The sequence below is a fragment of the Paenibacillus sp. BJ-4 genome, from assembly GCF_020404765.1.
Classification (GTDB): domain Bacteria; phylum Bacillota; class Bacilli; order Paenibacillales; family Paenibacillaceae; genus Paenibacillus.
The window spans coordinates 87,117-104,126 of record NZ_JAIVEM010000167.1; the positions used below are offsets into that span (position 1 = coordinate 87,117).

Consider the following 17,010-nt stretch of genomic DNA (forward strand, 5'->3'; position numbering starts at 1 on the left):
TCTCATATTTTTTAATATCATTATTATATATATATCGATCAATTCCTCCACGGTTCCAATATGCTTCACAATTAGTTCCTAGGACCAATTGTCATATGGGTTGTCTTTCAAAGCTATTGCTTGTGATTGCTCTTGAACAACCACATTAGAAGAAGGAGTTCCTGTTGCAATTTCAATAGTTTTTCCCTTCACCGCAAGGTTCGCCCCCAATGAGTCTGAGATCGAGCGCAAAGGCACATACGCTGTACCATCGACGACAATAGCGTTTTCAGACAATGTTGTTCCATTTACTCTCACATTGTATTCCCTTGCAACAGTCTTCCCAACTAATGATTTCACTTGATCTGCCGCAGCTCCACCAGAAGTAGCTAGCAGTACTCCGAGTAAAGCACCTATAAACAGATACATCTTTTTATTCATCTAAATGCCTTCGCTATTGGTCTATTCGTTTCTATTTTATTTTACGTATAATGCCGTGACACTACGGATTTTATTTCAGTGAAGCTATAGTTTTATTTATTTCTTCTAGATCAGTCTTATATTTAGCTATATTAGTTTCAGCTTCTTGTATATTTTTCTTTGTTTCTTCAATATTTTTTTCTCTAATTTCCGCAAACTTATCTGAAGTAGATTCCGTCTTCTTAGAAGAAATCTCAAGAAACTTCACCATATTTCCTTTGTCACTTTCTGTATCTGTTACAAATTTCTCAAGCTCAGATTTCCTCTCTTCCAACTTGGAAATAGGCCATCCTTGGTATTTACCTGAAACGGTTTTCACTTCAGCATTCGCTTGTTGTGAAGAAGAATTATTCGATGAATCAATTTGAATTGTCTTTCCATCCACTTTTAAGTTCACTCCTAAAGAGTCGGTTACAGCTCGCAAAGGAACGTGCGCCTTCCCGTCAATGACAATTGCGTTTTCTGATAATGAGCTGCCATTAACCTTGACTGTATATTCCCCCGCCACTGTCTGCCCGATCATAGACTTAATTTGATCCGCGAATGCACTACCTGCTGTAGCGACAATCACACCATTTAATACGCCACTAAGCAAATAAGACCAGTTTTTCATCATCCGTACCTCCTGCATAGTATATATTTCCTAATATTACCATTAGTAGGAGGTGCAGTAAACATCATGTTGTCGAACTACTAGAGTTTCCTCCAGCTGGTATATTCACTGTAGCTATGGTGCGGGCGACACTGTACAGTTTCAGATTTCGACTTGACGGATCGAATGATGCGTTTGTAATCATATCAGTGAATAATTCGCTATAAATTTCTGAGATTCGCTTATCAATATCTGATAATTATCAGACAAACCAGATATGCTCTGCATATTTAAATCAAGTCCGGTTACGGTTGCGTAATTGAAATCAACTTCACCCTTGGAAATACGTAGCATCGTCTACAGATCGAATAATAATAGAGGCCATGCTTCCCAAATGAAATCCCTCTGAATCTCCGTATACACTCCCTCTTGGTGAACCATTATCCATAAAGAGTAAGGCTGCTCCATCATTATATTGCCCTAATGAAATGGACTCTCCACCTCGGGAGTTATAGGCAGTAAGACCAGTAGAGTTTATTTCAATACGGCAACCTTCTTTGACTGTGCGGAACAAGGCCCCGGTAATAATACCTCCCTCAATCTCATTACCGATTAACTTACTTCCTCGTATTGTACTTACATTAACTGTACTGGCTCCGATATCTGAAGCATTCATTTCTGAATTGTCAATTTGGCCTGTTGTTTGATTGATCTGGCAACTACGTTGCCCTGCATATCTACCCTGAACGATGCAATCGTATAATCGTCGTTGCCGGCACTGATCCATTAGTATTGATCTTGGTTACGTTATTACGTCTACCGATTACCAAGGATACAAAGTTTCCAATCTGCCCGACAATCTACTCAGCTACCACCCCGCGCTTACGCTCGGAAAACTGGACAAGCATCCGTGTGAGGGTGTGACTACCAGTGGGATTAAGAAGTAGAGCATTGCAGTGGCCCGACATTGATCTAAAGAACGGTACAGTAAACGTAAAACTTTAAATTATGATATCCCGGAGAATCCTAATGATTTATTTGGCGATACAAAAACATTCGACTCAAAAACAACTGTGAAAATAAGTAACATATTATTGGCTTATTAAAGCATCACTTAAATGTTCAAAATCAAAACAAGATCACTTTAGGCGAAATATATAGGCATGAACTTAATCTAATTATGTGTCATACAGACGGAAGTCCGATCCCAAAATCGTCTTTGTTCAATTCATTTTCCAGAATTTTGAAAAGAACAAGGCTTTCTCCCTTACCTATCCATTCACTTCGACATACTCAGGCAGTATTGCAACTAGAAGCTGGGGCTGAAATGAAGTATGTGCAAGAACGTTTGGGACATGGTAGCATCCAAATAACTTCGGATATCTATGCACATATATCCAAAAAATAGAGATGAATAACATGGAGAACTATGAGTCTTTCACTGAAAATTTATTTCGTAATAAAAAGTTTGGGGGCAATTTGGGGGCAAGTATAGATCGACTTTATAAAATTCATTAGCTACCCACAAAAGCAAAAATCCCTCAACGCTTAGAGCGCCAAGGGATTTCACATTTTAGTAAAGCGTCAGATATTGATCACGTTCCCACTGGTGGACCTGTGTTCTGTACATGTCCCATTCAATTTCTTTAAGCTCATAGAAGTATGCCAAAGCATGGTCGCCCAGTGCGTCAGAGATAACTTCGCTCCGAATGAGCTCAGACAGAGCTTCCTTCAAGTCTGCAGGCAGGCTTGGAATGCCTTCTTCGATGCGCTCTTCCTCGGACATAACATAGATATTACGATCAATCGGAGCTGGCAGAGGCAACTGGCGTTTGATGCCATCCAAGCCAGCTCTCAACATCACAGCCAAGGCCAAATAAGGATTTGCAGCCGGATCAGGATTACGAACTTCGACACGTGTACTCAGGCCACGAGATGCAGGAATCCGAATCATCGGGCTGCGGTTACTTGCAGACCAAGCAACATAACAAGGCGCTTCATAACCTGGTACGAGACGCTTATATGAATTCACTGTTGGATTCGTGATTGCGGCCATTGCACGTGCATGCTTGAGAATACCAGCCATATAGTGGCGGGCTGTTTGACTTAATCCGAGTTCGTCCGTTTCATCATAAAATACGTTCTCATTATCCTTGAACAACGACTGGTTGCAGTGCATACCGGAGCCATTCACACCAAACAAAGGTTTTGGCATAAAGGTAGCATGCAGACCATGCTGACGTGCGATCGTCTTGACAACGAGCTTGAACGTTTGAATCTGATCAGCAGCTTTGATCGCATCCGCATATTTAAAGTCAATTTCATGCTGACCAGGTGCAACCTCATGGTGGGATGCTTCAATTTCGAAGCCCATTTCTTCAAGCTTAAGAACAATTTCACGACGGCAGTTTTCACCCAGATCCATAGGTGCCAGGTCAAAATATCCGCCTTGGTCATTCAGTTCTGTGGTCGGCTCGCCTTTTTCATCCGTTTTAAACAGGAAGAATTCCGGTTCAGGTCCAACATTCATCGAAGTATATCCCAACTCCTCTGCTTCCTTCAGTACACGTTTCAAAATGCCGCGTGGGTCACCTGCAAACGGAACTCCGTCCGGCTTGTAAATATCACAGATCAAACGAGCTACACGATCTGAGGTTACCCAAGGGAATACAACCCATGTGTCCAAGTCTGGATATAAGTACATGTCAGATTCCTCGATGCGCACATAGCCTTCAATGGAAGAACCGTCAAACATCATTTTGTTGTCCAATGCTTTTTCCAGTTGGCTAACTGGAATTTCAACGTTTTTAATTGTGCCCAGCAAATCTGTGAACTGCAAACGAATAAAACGAACATTTTCTTCTTTCGCAATCCGAAGGATATCTTCTCTCGTATAACTCACACTAACCTCTCCCTTTCTGTAGCGACAGTATTCAGTTGTTCCATAAATTTCTTAGATGATAAGTTCAAGATGTAAGATATAGCATTATCTTTTATTAAAAAAACGTGATAATTCACCTTGGATCAAGGATACCTGTCCTGGTCTTTTGCCTGCCACAAGCTGTTGCTTCAGCAAGCGGTGAAGCTGAGTATCGGACATTTCACGGCGTTTGACTTCCGTGTCTGCAGTAATAACCGTAGCCTCCTCCGATTCTTTGGTAACCGGATTCATGACTTGTTTAATTCCTGCAATGTTAACACCCTTCTCAATCAACGCCTTGATTTCAAGCAATCGCTCTACGTCATTAAAAGAAAAAAGACGTTGGTTACCCGATGTACGGGCAGGAACTATCAAGTTATGCTGTTCATAATAACGAATCTGACGTGCTGACAAGTCCGTTAGCTTCATGACAATACCTATTGGAAATAAGGCCATATTTCTGCGAATTTCGTCGCCCATTTGTCATCAACCTTCCAGTGATCTATTATTCACCTTATTGTACATTTAGCTGATGCAAAGTGTCAATGATATGTTAGAAAAACTCACAATAATTTACGTTCTTTCATTGTTTGCAGGGCCATAAGCACTCCATATTTCACATGAGAGTAGGTTAAGCCCCCTTGCATGTAACCAATATAGGGTTCACGAATCGGTGCATCTGCAGATAATTCCAAACTTCCCCCTTGTATAAATGTACCCGCCGCCATGATAACCGGGTGCTCATAGCCTGGCATATCCCACGGCTCAGGTACCACATGGCTATCCACGGCGGCGGCACGCTGAATTCCCTGCACAAAAGCAATAAGATGCTCTGGTCCGCTAAAAGAGATCGCCTGAATCAAATCCGTGCGCTCCTCATTCCAAGCCGGCTTAGTCTCAAAGCCCATTTCTTCAAAAACCGCAGCTGCAAATACACTGCCTTTAACCGCCTGCCCAACCAGTGTTGGAGCAAGGAATAAGCCCTGAAAAATACCTCGTGTGGTACCCAGCATCGCTCCTACTTCTCCACCAATTCCAGGTGCTGTTAGTCGATAGGCTGCCAGTTCTACATACTCTTGTTTACCGCAGATATAGCCACCCGTTTCGGCAATGCCGCCACCGGGATTTTTAATCAGCGAACCTGCCATCAAATCGACACCAACCTGAGTAGGCTCCAGTTTTTCAGTAAATTCTCCATAGCAATTGTCCACAAAAACAATCACGTCAGGTTTTATTGCCTTTACACGCGCTGTCATTTCCTCGATATCAGCTACACTAAAGGAAGCTCTCCAATCATAACCGCGCGAACGCTGGATACCGATCACCTTGGTATTGGCATGAATTGCAGCCTCCACCGCTTTCCAGTCCACTTTGCCTTCTGCTGTTAAGGCTGTTTCTCCATAAGTAACACCAAAATCCTGTAATGACCCTGTTCCATCGCCGGGCTTGCCAATCACCTTGTGCAGCGTATCATAAGGCCGCCCGGTGATATACAACAGTTCATCCCCCGGACGCAACACACCAAATAAAGCCGTGGCGATCGTATGGGTTCCTGAGGCAAAATGCGGACGCACCAATGCTGCCTCCGCACCGAATACATCGGCATAGACCTCTTCCAGCACCTCACGCCCCCGGTCATTGTAAGCATATCCCGTAGAACCTGCAAAATGAAAATCACTCACTTGCTTCCGCTGGAAAGACTGAATAACCTTCCACTGATTTGCATCAACGATATGATCTATGTGCTGTATACGTTCCTGTATTTTTCGTTCTACCGATTCCTGAATTTGCTGAATTTCCGGACTGAAAACTACCATTTTACCTTCTTGACCCTCTCTCTTACGCAGCCTTAGGCTATTGTTGTTATATTATTGCTCGCTTTAAACGATGAGCCATTCTTATCATTTATCGACCCAAAAACGTCATCAGATGTTAAGCTTCTGTGAACTCGCTAAGCGCATGACCATACTTTTCATATTCGCCTCTTTGAATTTCTACCTGATATATGACATCATTACCGTCATACTCTGTCAGCAGCACGTCTCCGATTCGGTACAGCACCGATGTCAGGTCGCCACGTTCCGCAGGAATGCGGAATCTCAGTGTATCCCCACTCAAATGCTCTTGAACCAGCTCACGGATACGCAGCAAATCTCCTTCATCGAAGGAACTGATTTTCAAATAGCCCTCCCCTGAAGGAAGCATTTCCAATTGCTCAGGGGTACAAGCATCCTTTTTGTTAAACAAAACAATCTGAGGCTTGTCCGCAGCACCCAACTGCTGCAAGATCGTCTCTACGACTTTCATTTGTTCGTCACGCATATCGGAGGAAGCGTCCACGACATGTAAAATAAGATGAGCTTCATTAGCTTCCTCTAGAGTAGCCCGGAAGGAAGCTACCAAATCATGAGGCAGATTTTGAATAAATCCGACTGTATCTGTAAGAATAACCTCTTTGCCACTCGGCAGTTCCATCGTTCTGGAGGTAGGGTCCAGCGTTGCAAACAGCTGGTTCTCAATATATACGTCAGCTGCCGTCAGTTGCTTTAACAGCGTTGATTTGCCAGCATTAGTATAGCCAACCAGCGCTACCTGCACGATACCGCTCTTTTGTCTGCGCTCTCTGTGTAAATAACGATGACGGGTTACCTCTTCCAGCTGACGTTTCAGATCACTGATACGGTCGCGGATATGACGACGGTCTGTTTCAAGCTTGCTTTCGCCAGGACCACGCGTTCCGATTCCGCCCCCAAGCCGTGATAGGTTTTTACCATGTCCAGACAGACGAGGCAGCAAATATGACAGCTGTGCCAGCTCAACCTGAATAATACCTTCACGTGTTTTCGCACGCTGGGCAAAGATGTCCAGAATAAGCTGTGTCCGGTCAATAATTTTGAGATCCAGACTTTCTTCCAGATTTCGTACTTGGGCTCCCGATAGCTCTTGGTCAAAAATAGCTGTATTTGCTCCGAGTTCCTCGGCTACCGCACGTAATTCCTCTACTTTCCCTTTACCAATAAACCATTTGGAGTCTTTGGTCTCCCTATTCTGGGTCAGGACGCTCAGCACTTCAACTCCCGCTGTCTCAGCCAGCTTCACCAGCTCATCCAGCGAATATTCCGTATTGATGCCAGAACGTTTAACTTCGTCCGTAATTAGACTGACTAGTACCGCCTTATCCTGTATTTCGGTTTGTGTATCATGAGTGGAGTTCGCCATATTGTTTGCTCCTTTATTTTCATATCAACCCTCGAACAGAGACCGACCTGATATTCAGGCCGGCCCCGTTCAATGTCGTGCAATTCGATGTGATTTAGAGATTCAGATTCCTATTATCGCCTATCTTTTGTCCAATTTCAAATCCTCTGGACGCAACGTCATCAATTCCTGCTTTCCGGGCTGCCCGCTTCTGTACTGATTGAGCAGCCTGACAGCCTGATGGCGAATCGCTTTTTCAATCACGTTACGGACATAACGTGCATTACTGAATGCATGAAGACTCTCATTACGCTCGTTTAGCAAATGCTCCTTCATTTTGAGTATGGATTGGGGCATAAGAATATAATCTCGTTCCTTAGCCATCATCTCGGAAATTTGAATAAGCTGATCGACGGTATAGTCAGGAAAATCCAACTGGATCGGAAAGCGAGAAGGCAAACCAGGATTCGTTCGCAAAAAAAAGTCCATTTCCCCCGAATACCCAGCGAGAATCAGAATAAATTGATTTTTTTGGTCTTCCATAGCCTTTACCAAGGTATCAATCGCTTCTTTGCCGAAATCCTTTTCCCCTCCACGTGCCAAACTGTAAGCCTCATCAATGAACAGCACCCCGCCGAGAGATTTCTTCACCAGATCCCGCGTTTTTTGCGCAGTATGCCCAATATACTCCCCTACCAGATCAGCTCTTTCCACCTCAATCAGATGACCTTTGCTCAGCACTCCCATTTTTTGCAGCATTTTAGCGATAATGCGGGCTACCGTCGTTTTCCCCGTACCTGGATTCCCTTTGAAAATCATGTGATATACGTGGGCATTACTCAGCAATCCCGCATCTGTGCGCATATGGGTGATTTGCAAAAAAGCATATACTTCAAATACCAGGTCTTTAATGTTATCCAAGCCAACGAGATGATCGAGTTCTTTCTGAATTTCCTGATAAAGACTGAGATACTGCGGTAGCGCCTGCGACTTGGCTGAAGCTGCTGCTTCCTTCTCGTCTACAGTCACCGAAGCTGTCGGCTCCGGGCTACGCAGCACGACATTGATTTGTCTGGAAGGTCTCTCCTCCGACCGCTTGCCCGCGGCGATTCCCCGTCCGTTCATGCATCCATCACCTCAACATTTCTTCAGGCACAGCTTACCCTATTAATGTATTCGGTCCGGCATGTCCTTATTAGCAAAAAAGTAACGGGAATGCACACAGGGCATTCCTCCACGTTCATCCCAGCCAAGTTTGAGCGCTGATCCACCACCGTTGCAGCGTCCATTTAGCGTAAGCCAATACTTCTCTCGATTGATGAAGCGGCATATTCAGCACTTTGGATTCTGTTAGAGCCAGCTGGGGATGATCGAAATTCAAAAATTGAGCAATTTCCAGCGCGCGAGGGCCATGATAGCTATGTGTAATGATCACAGTCGAGGTCCAGCCATGCTCTTTCATAATTCGCTGGCTGTACAGCAGATTTTCATAGGTGCTGGTAGCATGGCTCTCCAATACAATATGCTTGGCAGGGACACCTCTATCTACCAAATAGCGTTGCATGCCTTCGGCCTCTGTATACGGAAAATCGGGCTTATCCAGTCCTCCACTAACAATCAGACGCTTTACAGTCCCATTGCGGTATAGCCGCAAGGCTTCTTCCAGCCTCTCCTTTAATCCGGGGCTGGGCTCTGCCCCCCACATGGAAGCCCCCAGTACGATACCGATTTGCGCTTGCTGAAGTGGACTCGTAGAGGCAGCTGTATTCATTTTCCAAACTCGGGCGCCTGCCCATACCAATCCGATCAGCATAACAATCAGTAAGCAAAGCACGAGACGCTTGAATAGGATAAATCTTTTCCCCGAGCTACTTAGCCTGTTGTGAAGATCAGAGCGTTTTGGCCCGATATTACCATTCCACTGCAAAACCTTCACCGATCCCTCTTGAAATCACCGTTGTGAAACCATTCTGCGCGGTGTTTCAGTGACATTTTAAAATAGGGGAACATGTGGGCATCTATCCGACGCAGCACATCAGCCGCTGTGCGATTAGCCAATTCTGCCTCTTGCGTTGAAATATGCCCACGTTGTAACGCTTCCTCCAGCTCATCCTCATCCACCAAGAAGATTTCACCATTTTTAAGCACTACGACATCCAAATACAAATCGTCAAACCAAGGCACACCCTGATCGGTTACACCCTGATTTCGGCAGGTATCAATGTACCATTCCACGATCTGCTCTCGATTGTCAAACATAGCGGTCACTACATAATGCTCACCTTTTGGATAATATTGCAGCCAGGAATAACCTTTATCGGCTATGCAAAACGTGTGACCACCGTAGCTTTTCCACAACGGCTCCTTGAGACTCACAATGGTATACAGGGTCACGTATCCTGTAAACGCGTCACTTTCTACATACCGGCAAGCAAACTTGCGATTCGTTATTCTGCGCCAGTTGGCCCGGTCTCCGAATTTGCGCTTCATAAATGATGTTCCTCTCCAACATTGGTAAAACCAGCTTACCATATTTAAACTGTACACTCAAAAAAGATACCCTTTGCTACAACAAAAAAAGGTATTCTCAGACCGTAAAACGGTCCGAAAATACCTTTAGCTTAAAAACAAGTCAACTTACATCAAACAAAGCTTACTCATTTCGATTGCGATGTCCACGATTGGAATTGGAGTTGCCGTTGAAATTGTTCTCCTGGCCTCCATCCACCGGGGTTCCTGTAGTAGATGTACCGATATCATTCGGATTCACCGTCGTCTCACCATTGGTAGTCCCTGTATCCGGTATAGTTGTCTGACCATTCCCTTGGTTCGTATCACTTCCGTTACCAGAGCCGCCGGTGCCTGTACCCCCAGTACCATTTCCACTGGTGTCCTCAGGAATCGTCGGAACTTGATCCGTGCCGGTGCCGTTATCATTACCACCAGGAAATGTATTTCCCTGATCCGTGCCATTTTGGCCATCTGTAACTCCACCGTTGTCCGGTAAAGTTTCCCCCTGATTCGGATCGGTTCCCTGCTGTGGATCTATCGGGGTCGCCTCTGCCGGAACTTCCACACTAATGGTATTGGAACGTTCGGATTCTTTACCATCCGCTCCATAGGCGACTACATAATATTCATACGTATTTCCTGCTACAGGAGATGTATCTTCACCACTCGTACCTTTCATAGCCTCCATAATCGGCGTAAAGCCTGCATCTGAACTAGCTTTACGATACACACGGTATTGTACATTATCTCCCGCTGCTGCAGTCCAGGATAGAGATACAATTTGCGTCTCCTGACTATAAGATCCGTTCAAACCACTTGGAGCAGCAGCCTGAACAGTATCAGTCGGTTTCTCTTGAACCGGCGGCTCATATCCCTTCGGCTGGGAGAATTGCGTAACCGGATGCCCCTTGAGAGCCTCGCCCATAACCTTGCCAAAAAAGGCTGCAGACTGCCCGCTATAGTTTCTCAGCATATGCTTGCTATCCGGCTTGTCATATCCCATCCATACGGCCCCGGTATACTCTGGCGTATAGCCCACAAACCAGATGTCCCGGTTGCCACTGTTGCCGCTGATTCCACTTTGGGTCGTCCCCGTTTTACCAGCTACAGGCCAGTCAATACGTGCTTTGCGGCCTGTGCCGCTATTGACTACATTTTGCATCATCTGTGTCATTTCATAAGCCGTTTTCTCACTCATTACAGGTTTAGATTCCTCTTCATGAGTATAAATCACTTCATCTTCACTATTGTTAATTTGCTTAATGGAATAAGCCTTTTGAAATTGTCCCTTATTGGCAAAAGCGCTGTACGCCTGCGCCATTTCAAGGGTATTAGTCCCTTTACTTAATCCACCCAATGCAATAGCAAGCGAGTGATCATTCTTATCCATCGGAATGCCTAGGCTCTCCGCGAATTGAACTCCTTTTTCCACGCCGATTTGGTTCAACAACCACACTGGCGGGATATTTTCAGACTTTGTAATCGCGTCGATCATACTAATAGTCGAAGAGTAGCCGTGCAAGTTTTTCGGGCTATACCCGTTAAAACTTTGTCTTTCATTACTCAAAGGGGTATCCATGGTAAATTTGCCGGATTCGAGAGCTGGCGCATACGCCACAATAGGCTTAAAGGCCGAGCCTGGCTGTCTACGGCTTTGTGTCGCACGATTAAAGGTTCCCTTTTTGTAATCCCGTCCGGGTGCCATTGCGGCTATTCCGCCCGTCTGGTTGTTAATAATCACCATGGAGGCTTGAACAGGCTGATCGTCTGGGCTTCTTTCGAACATATCATCATCTGCCATCGCCTGATCCAGTGCATTTTGAGCCTGGGCATCCATGGTCGTATGAATTTTATAGCCCCCAGTAATCAGGTCATTCCCGCTAACTCCTGGCAGAGCATCCTCTGCCTCATCCATAACATATTCCATAAAGCTCTGATATTTTTGAACCTTTTCCGGCTGTTTGTAATCGTAATTCACAGCCTTTGCCTCTTCCATCTCCTGCTTGCCAATCATTCCCTGCTCGAACATCAGCTGGAGAACCACCGCACGCCGGGCCTTCGAGTTTTCCGGATTACTGATCGGATTATACTTGGAAGGTCCCTTTGGAATGGCCGCTAATGTAGCAATCTGCCATAACTTTAATTCTTTTAAGTTCGATTGCCCAAAATAGCCTTCTGCCGCTGCTTTAATTCCGGAATACGAGCGTCCAAACCAAATCCGGTTCAAATAAAGCGTAATAATTTGATCCTTATTCAAATTCCGCTCTAACGCCATTGCAATTGATACCTCGGTCGCTTTACGGAAAAAAGTTTTGTCACGCGACAAAAACAGGTTTTTGGCCAGCTGCTGGGTCAGCGTACTGCCACCCTCAACTGCCGAACGGGCTATGATATCCTTAACAGCCGCCCGGCCAATGGACCAGATATCGACACCCTGATGCTCGTAAAATCGTTTATCTTCCGTTGCCACAAAAGCTTTTTTGAGCAAATCTGGAATTTCTTCACTTTTGACAGGATCGCTTTTTTGTACGGATAGCTCACCCATGAGCACACCGTTGCGGTCATAAACCTTCGATGTCTCATTAACTGTAATTTTATCCTTGTTGGCTTTGTAAATCTGCTCGCCATTGACCATGACGAACAAGTATCCGGCAAGTGCGCAAAATATGGCTAACGCCGCCGTAATAAACAGCGTCCACCCAATTCGCTTACCTGTAATTTTCTTTTTCTTGCCCTTCGGCTTCTCTTTAGGTGTGTTTCTATTGCGATTGCCGGATCTGGACAATGAATCGTTTGGCATTCCCCTGACTCCCTTTCGCGAATAATCATATGTTGCCGAACATGTATCTTTCAGTCGGCAGCATCAAATCAAAACGGAATGAAAAGAACAACCCTGTTCAGGTTGCTCCCGGTCACATTCCTATACAGTTAGACGAGACGGACGCTCGAAAAGTTTCAATCCCGGCGACCGTCAAGCCCTAATCAGTTTTCGCTGATATTATCCTGTTGCTGTACAAGCGATACATTCCGTTGCGGTGAAAAGGTGGATATAGCATGCTTGTAAATCAGCTGTTGCTTCCCATCGGAGTCGATAACAATTGTGAAGTTGTCAAAGGCCTTAATGGTTCCCCGCACCTGAAATCCATTGATGAGGTATACCGTGACAGGTATAGAATCCTTGCGCAATTGATTCAGAAACGTATCTTGGATATTAATAGACTTGTTCATTTTAGCCGTACCCCCAATAATCATTTGGATTGTTTTGAAGTATATTCAAGGTCTGTCCGGAACTTTCCTGCTATGATTTCGTGTATTTGGGCTGCAAGAGCAGAAAAATTTCCGAAATCAGTGACATCTACCCACTGGATATCCTTCATATGGCGAAACCACGAGAGCTGTCGCTTCGCAAAATGACGCGTATCCCGTTTTAGCCAAGTCACCGCTTCTTCCAAAGACACCTCTCCCCGCAGGCAGGAGGATATCTCTTTATAGCCTAGACCTTGCATGGAGATGGCATCGCTTCGCACTCCCCGTTCCATTAAGGAGGCTACCTCAGCAACAAGCCCTTGATCGAGCATCCCGTCGATTCGGTCTTCAATACGTTTATAAAGCATTTGCCTATCCATTGTCAAACCTACGATGCACAATTGGTAGGGAGATTCCTTTTTTTGGCTGGCCAGTTGCGAGCTGAGTGTGGTTCCGCTAACATGGTAAATTTCCAATGCCCGAACGACACGACGACGGTCATTGGGGTGCAAACGACGTGCACTTTCAGGATCAACCGCCTGTAGTCGCTCATGTAGCGCTTCGGCTCCAAACTGGTCGGCATAGTCAAGCTGTTCCTGACGAAATGCTTCATCTGCTCCCACCTCGGAAAATTGATACTCATAGCAGACCGATTCCACATATAAACCTGTTCCGCCTACGATAAACGGCAATTTTCCTCTGGCATGAATATCCGGTATGAGACGACGGCAATCTTCCTGAAATGCAGCTACTGAATATGGGTATTCAGGCTCATGAATATCAATTAAATGGTGCTTGATTCCTTCCATTTCCTGTTTGGAAATTTTGGCTGTTCCAATGTCCATATGACGGTACACCTGCATGGAATCGCCGGAAATAATTTCCGCATCAAATTGTCGTGCCATCTCAATGCTTAGTTTCGTCTTGCCGACTGCAGTCGGGCCAACAAGAACAAGTAGTTTAGGCTTAGATGCCGCTGTCAATATCAATCACTCCGTACACTGTTTTCGTTGTGCCCCGTTGCTCCACATGGAAGCCGAGGCGGGCAAATTCCCCACTGCCCCGTTTTTCCTTCAATACAATTGTTTTCCGTGCAATCCGCTTGGCCTGAACAATACTTTCCTCATCTAGCGCGTCCGGGTTAGCCAATCCTCTCAAGGGACCGATTGCGCTGGAATCGAGCAAAGGATCGCGGAACATCGGGTCAAAATAAATAATATCTATACTGCGATCCGGCAAGCTTCGCAAATAGTGCAGATGATGATCAAAACGAACATCAATGCTGGAAAAGGCCTTATCCACCGCAGAATTACCGGAACGGTAATGTCTCATTCCGCCCTTTATTAATGCATAGACGGGGAAAGAGCTTTCCACAGCAGTTACCTGTCCTGAACTTCCGGTTCCAATTGAAAACAGAAGGGAATCCGTTCCAAGTCCTGCGGTGCAATCCAGCACAGTATCGCCCGGAACGAGCCTGGCGGCAGTCAACATCGGGTCAGGCTCACCTTTTAATACCCGTTTAGCACGAATGAAGCCCATACTCGGGTGAAAAGCCATCGGTGGCTGTTCCGGGCCAATCAGCCTCACTCCGCCCTGCACCAGTACCAGAGCCTGATGGACTCTATGTGCAGCGATTAGCTTAGCTACCGATATGCCACGGCGGGGGGCGTAGAGCACCCCCAGCTCGGCTGCAAGCAGCTCCGCTCGATGCACAACCTCAGCCGAGGGAGAATCTCCCGTCGTCACCAGTAATTCAGCTTGCTTCTCACGAAGCCTCGTCTGCTTCTCTTCTTCACGGTTTTCCCAATCCTGCAACATATTTATACTCCCTTACATTACTCTTTTAAACAACTTCTCCAAATCATACGTGGAAAAGGAAACGACGATAGGACGCCCATGAGGGCAAGTGTATGGCTGTTTGCACGCTGCCAAACGCTCTAGCAGAACGACGGCCTGTCGATCGGTCAGCTTCTGGTTGGCTTTAATCGAAGCTCTGCAAGAGCACATAACTGAAGCTGCCTCGCGCAGCTTGGCAAGATCAATGGCCTTTTCCTCCAGTACCCATCCGGCCATTTCCTCAATGACATCCGCTTCTTCCCCTTTGGGAAGCCAGTATGGATAAGAGGTGACACGGAAGGTTTGACCGCCAAAATGCTCCAAATACACTCCCGCCTGTTCAAACCAATGTAGCCTCGTTTTCAGCTTTTCCGTCTCGGAAGGCGTAAAATCCAGTGTAATCGGCAGGAGTAGCTCCTGCGATACAGATTCGGGATTGCCGAATTTTTCATAATAAAACTCGTAATTGACCCGCTCATGCGCAGCATGCTGATCAATTAAATACAAGCCCTGATCGTTCTGCGCGATAAGATAAGTTCCGTGATGCTGACCGATCAAATTCAGCTCAGGAAAAGCGGGCAGCTCGGGAGCTTCACCAGACACCGCTGCCAGCTGCTCAGCATTCAGCCGTGACTGAGGCTTCTTGTCGGCAAAATGGCGTGAATCCAGAGCGTTTCCCGCACTTGGAGACACAGAAGCATGATAGGCAGCAGAAGCAGCCGTTTCCTGAACGCCTCCGCTGTATTCTGAAGATGTGCCCATTACAGCCCCATCGCCTTGCATCTCTTGAGCACCGGGAGACTGCATAGCAGAATCAGGAAGTGACACGCCCCCGCTTCCATTGTTTTCATCCACAAAATCTGCATCCAGTTCTTCATCGCTGACATTTGTCCCTGAAAGAGCCTTTGCCCGATCAATAGCAGGAGCGCCATCCCTGTAAGGACGCTGTTCACGATCCAGGCTAACTCTGCGGCTCTCTTCATTTCCACTCAAGCGATTGGATTGACACGGGTCCTGTCCCTTTTGCGAGGCCCCGGAAAGCGGCTGTGCCTGCCCCCGGTCTTCGCCGGAAGAAGCAGAATCTTCCGGATTATTTCCCGTGCCGTATCCAGTACCATGTCCAGTACCATGTCCCTTCGAGAAATGGAACTGCTCTTGTACGAACGAGCCACTATCCTTGCCGCCGATTTCGCGTTTGACAGCCTTAGGAATCAGCACCTGTTGGCCTAAAACAGCTTTTACCGAATCCTCAACCAGCTGAAACAGTTCGGCTTCCTTGCTGAACCTCACCTCCAGCTTGGCGGGGTGAACGTTAACATCCACCAATGAAGGGTGCATCTCCAGTTGGATCACAGCCAGCGGATAACGATTGATTGGCAACAAGGTATGATAAGCCTTCAACAAAGCCTGATTGAGCCCGTAGCTGCGTACAAAACGCCCATTCACTACGGTTGAAATCGCATTCCGATTCGATCTGGTCCACTCCGGACGGCTGACAAAGCCGCTTATACGGTAATCGAGGCTCTCTCCTTCCAGCAGCAGCATGGACTTGGCCGCAGAAGTTCCATAAATCGCAGCAATCACCTGCAGCAGATCACCATTGCCTAGCGTTTGCAGCAATGTATTACCGTTATGTCGCAAGGTAAAGGCTACTTCTGGGTGCGAGAGTGCCATCCGGTACAGTACATCCGAAATGTGACCAAGCTCCGTCTGGATCGTTTTCATATATTTCAACCGTGCTGGCGTATTATAAAACAGCTCCCGAACGGTAAAATCCGTCCCTTTCCGGGCAGCTGCATCCTCATGAAGCATCAGCTTGCCGCCCTCAATCACCAATTTACGCGCGCGCCCGTCATCTCCGGCTGCCGTAAGCAGCTCCACTTTTGATACAGCGGCGATACTCGGCAGCGCCTCGCCCCGAAAGCCCAGACTCGTAATCTGAAACAGGTCGCGGCCATGTCCAATTTTGCTGGTCGCATGGCGATAAAACGCCGTTTCCACGTCTTCAGGCTCAATGCCACTGCCGTTATCCGTAACCCGGATACTTTGCAATCCGCCTTCCTCTACCCACACGTCCACACGCGTACCGCCTGCATCAATCGCATTTTCCACCAGCTCCTTCACGACGGAGGACGGACGTTCTACGACCTCTCCAGCAGCAATCTGGTTCGCAATATGCTCATCCAGTACCCGAATTTTCGACATCCTTTGAACCTCCTCCTGACTTCAAAGTGTGATGAAAAACAAG

The 17,010-nt window shown here is 46.4% G+C and carries 16 protein-coding genes; 1 reads left to right on the forward strand and 15 read right to left on the reverse strand.

Translation table 11 applies throughout. From position 1 onward, the window contains the following. Positions 1-78: 78 nt before the first annotated feature. The 3 genes from LCF57_RS25545 to LCF57_RS25555 all read right to left on the reverse strand — a co-directional run bounded on the left by LCF57_RS25545 (position 79) and on the right by LCF57_RS25555 (position 1,838). Positions 79-420 (reverse strand): copper amine oxidase N-terminal domain-containing protein, encoded by a 342-nt coding sequence (locus LCF57_RS25545; protein ID WP_226003164.1) that lies wholly within the window; start codon positions 418-420, stop codon positions 79-81. Between the two features lie 70 nt (positions 421-490). After that, positions 491-1,072 carry a copper amine oxidase N-terminal domain-containing protein gene (locus tag LCF57_RS25550; protein ID WP_226003165.1) on the reverse strand — a complete coding sequence of 194 codons (582 nt, stop codon included), beginning with the start codon at positions 1,070-1,072 and terminating at the stop codon, positions 491-493. A 310-nt stretch (positions 1,073-1,382) separates the two neighbouring features. Beyond that, a complete protein-coding gene (locus LCF57_RS25555; RefSeq protein WP_226003166.1) occupies positions 1,383-1,838 on the reverse strand; it encodes a hypothetical protein in 456 nt (151 codons plus the stop codon). 393 nt (positions 1,839-2,231) lie between these two features. On the opposite strand from LCF57_RS25555, the gene LCF57_RS25560 reads away from it, so the two are divergent. After that, on the forward strand, positions 2,232-2,459 hold the full coding sequence (locus LCF57_RS25560; protein ID WP_226003167.1) for a tyrosine-type recombinase/integrase: 228 nt from the start codon (positions 2,232-2,234) through the stop codon (positions 2,457-2,459). A 165-nt stretch (positions 2,460-2,624) separates the two neighbouring features. On the opposite strand, the gene glnA is transcribed toward LCF57_RS25560, so the two are convergent. From glnA to mutL, 12 genes are all read right to left on the reverse strand, one after another. Then, complete coding sequence (gene glnA / locus LCF57_RS25565; RefSeq protein WP_226003168.1) at positions 2,625-3,953, reverse strand: type I glutamate--ammonia ligase; 1,329 nt, start codon at positions 3,951-3,953, stop codon at positions 2,625-2,627. An 84-nt stretch (positions 3,954-4,037) separates the two neighbouring features. Further along, positions 4,038-4,451: a MerR family transcriptional regulator gene (locus LCF57_RS25570; RefSeq protein WP_007430683.1), complete on the reverse strand. Its 414-nt coding sequence runs from the start codon at positions 4,449-4,451 to the stop codon at positions 4,038-4,040. Between the two features lie 83 nt (positions 4,452-4,534). Further along, entirely contained in the window at positions 4,535-5,788 is a 1,254-nt protein-coding gene (locus LCF57_RS25575) for an aminotransferase class I/II-fold pyridoxal phosphate-dependent enzyme (RefSeq protein WP_226003169.1), read from the reverse strand. Between the two features lie 115 nt (positions 5,789-5,903). Then, the gene (gene hflX / locus LCF57_RS25580; RefSeq protein WP_226003170.1) at positions 5,904-7,190 is read right to left on the reverse strand and encodes a GTPase HflX; all 1,287 of its coding nucleotides are present in this window, start codon (positions 7,188-7,190) and stop codon (positions 5,904-5,906) included. 120 nt (positions 7,191-7,310) lie between these two features. Beyond that, positions 7,311-8,294, reverse strand: a complete 984-nt coding sequence (locus tag LCF57_RS25585) for an AAA family ATPase (RefSeq protein ID WP_226003171.1) — start codon at positions 8,292-8,294, stop codon at positions 7,311-7,313. A 115-nt stretch (positions 8,295-8,409) separates the two neighbouring features. Then, positions 8,410-9,105, reverse strand: a complete 696-nt coding sequence (locus tag LCF57_RS25590; RefSeq protein ID WP_226003172.1) for a YdcF family protein — start codon at positions 9,103-9,105, stop codon at positions 8,410-8,412. Then, a complete protein-coding gene (locus LCF57_RS25595) occupies positions 9,102-9,659 on the reverse strand; it encodes a DUF402 domain-containing protein (protein WP_226003173.1) in 558 nt (185 codons plus the stop codon). The genes LCF57_RS25590 and LCF57_RS25595 overlap by 4 nt, the downstream gene beginning before the upstream one ends. 163 nt (positions 9,660-9,822) lie before the next feature. Beyond that, positions 9,823-12,480 carry a PBP1A family penicillin-binding protein gene (locus tag LCF57_RS25600; protein WP_226003174.1) on the reverse strand — a complete coding sequence of 886 codons (2,658 nt, stop codon included), beginning with the start codon at positions 12,478-12,480 and terminating at the stop codon, positions 9,823-9,825. A 182-nt stretch (positions 12,481-12,662) separates the two neighbouring features. Next, positions 12,663-12,908 carry an RNA chaperone Hfq gene (gene hfq, locus LCF57_RS25605; protein ID WP_025718194.1) on the reverse strand — a complete coding sequence of 82 codons (246 nt, stop codon included), beginning with the start codon at positions 12,906-12,908 and terminating at the stop codon, positions 12,663-12,665. Positions 12,909-12,928: 20 nt separating this feature from the next. After that, positions 12,929-13,909 (reverse strand): tRNA (adenosine(37)-N6)-dimethylallyltransferase MiaA, encoded by a 981-nt coding sequence (miaA, locus tag LCF57_RS25610; protein WP_226003175.1) that lies wholly within the window; start codon positions 13,907-13,909, stop codon positions 12,929-12,931. Then, positions 13,893-14,744: a class I SAM-dependent methyltransferase gene (locus tag LCF57_RS25615; RefSeq protein WP_025718191.1), complete on the reverse strand. Its 852-nt coding sequence runs from the start codon at positions 14,742-14,744 to the stop codon at positions 13,893-13,895. The genes miaA and LCF57_RS25615 overlap by 17 nt, the downstream gene beginning before the upstream one ends. 12 nt (positions 14,745-14,756) lie before the next feature. Next, the gene (mutL, locus tag LCF57_RS25620) at positions 14,757-16,967 is read right to left on the reverse strand and encodes a DNA mismatch repair endonuclease MutL (RefSeq protein ID WP_226003176.1); all 2,211 of its coding nucleotides are present in this window, start codon (positions 16,965-16,967) and stop codon (positions 14,757-14,759) included. Positions 16,968-17,010: the final 43 nt, after the last annotated feature.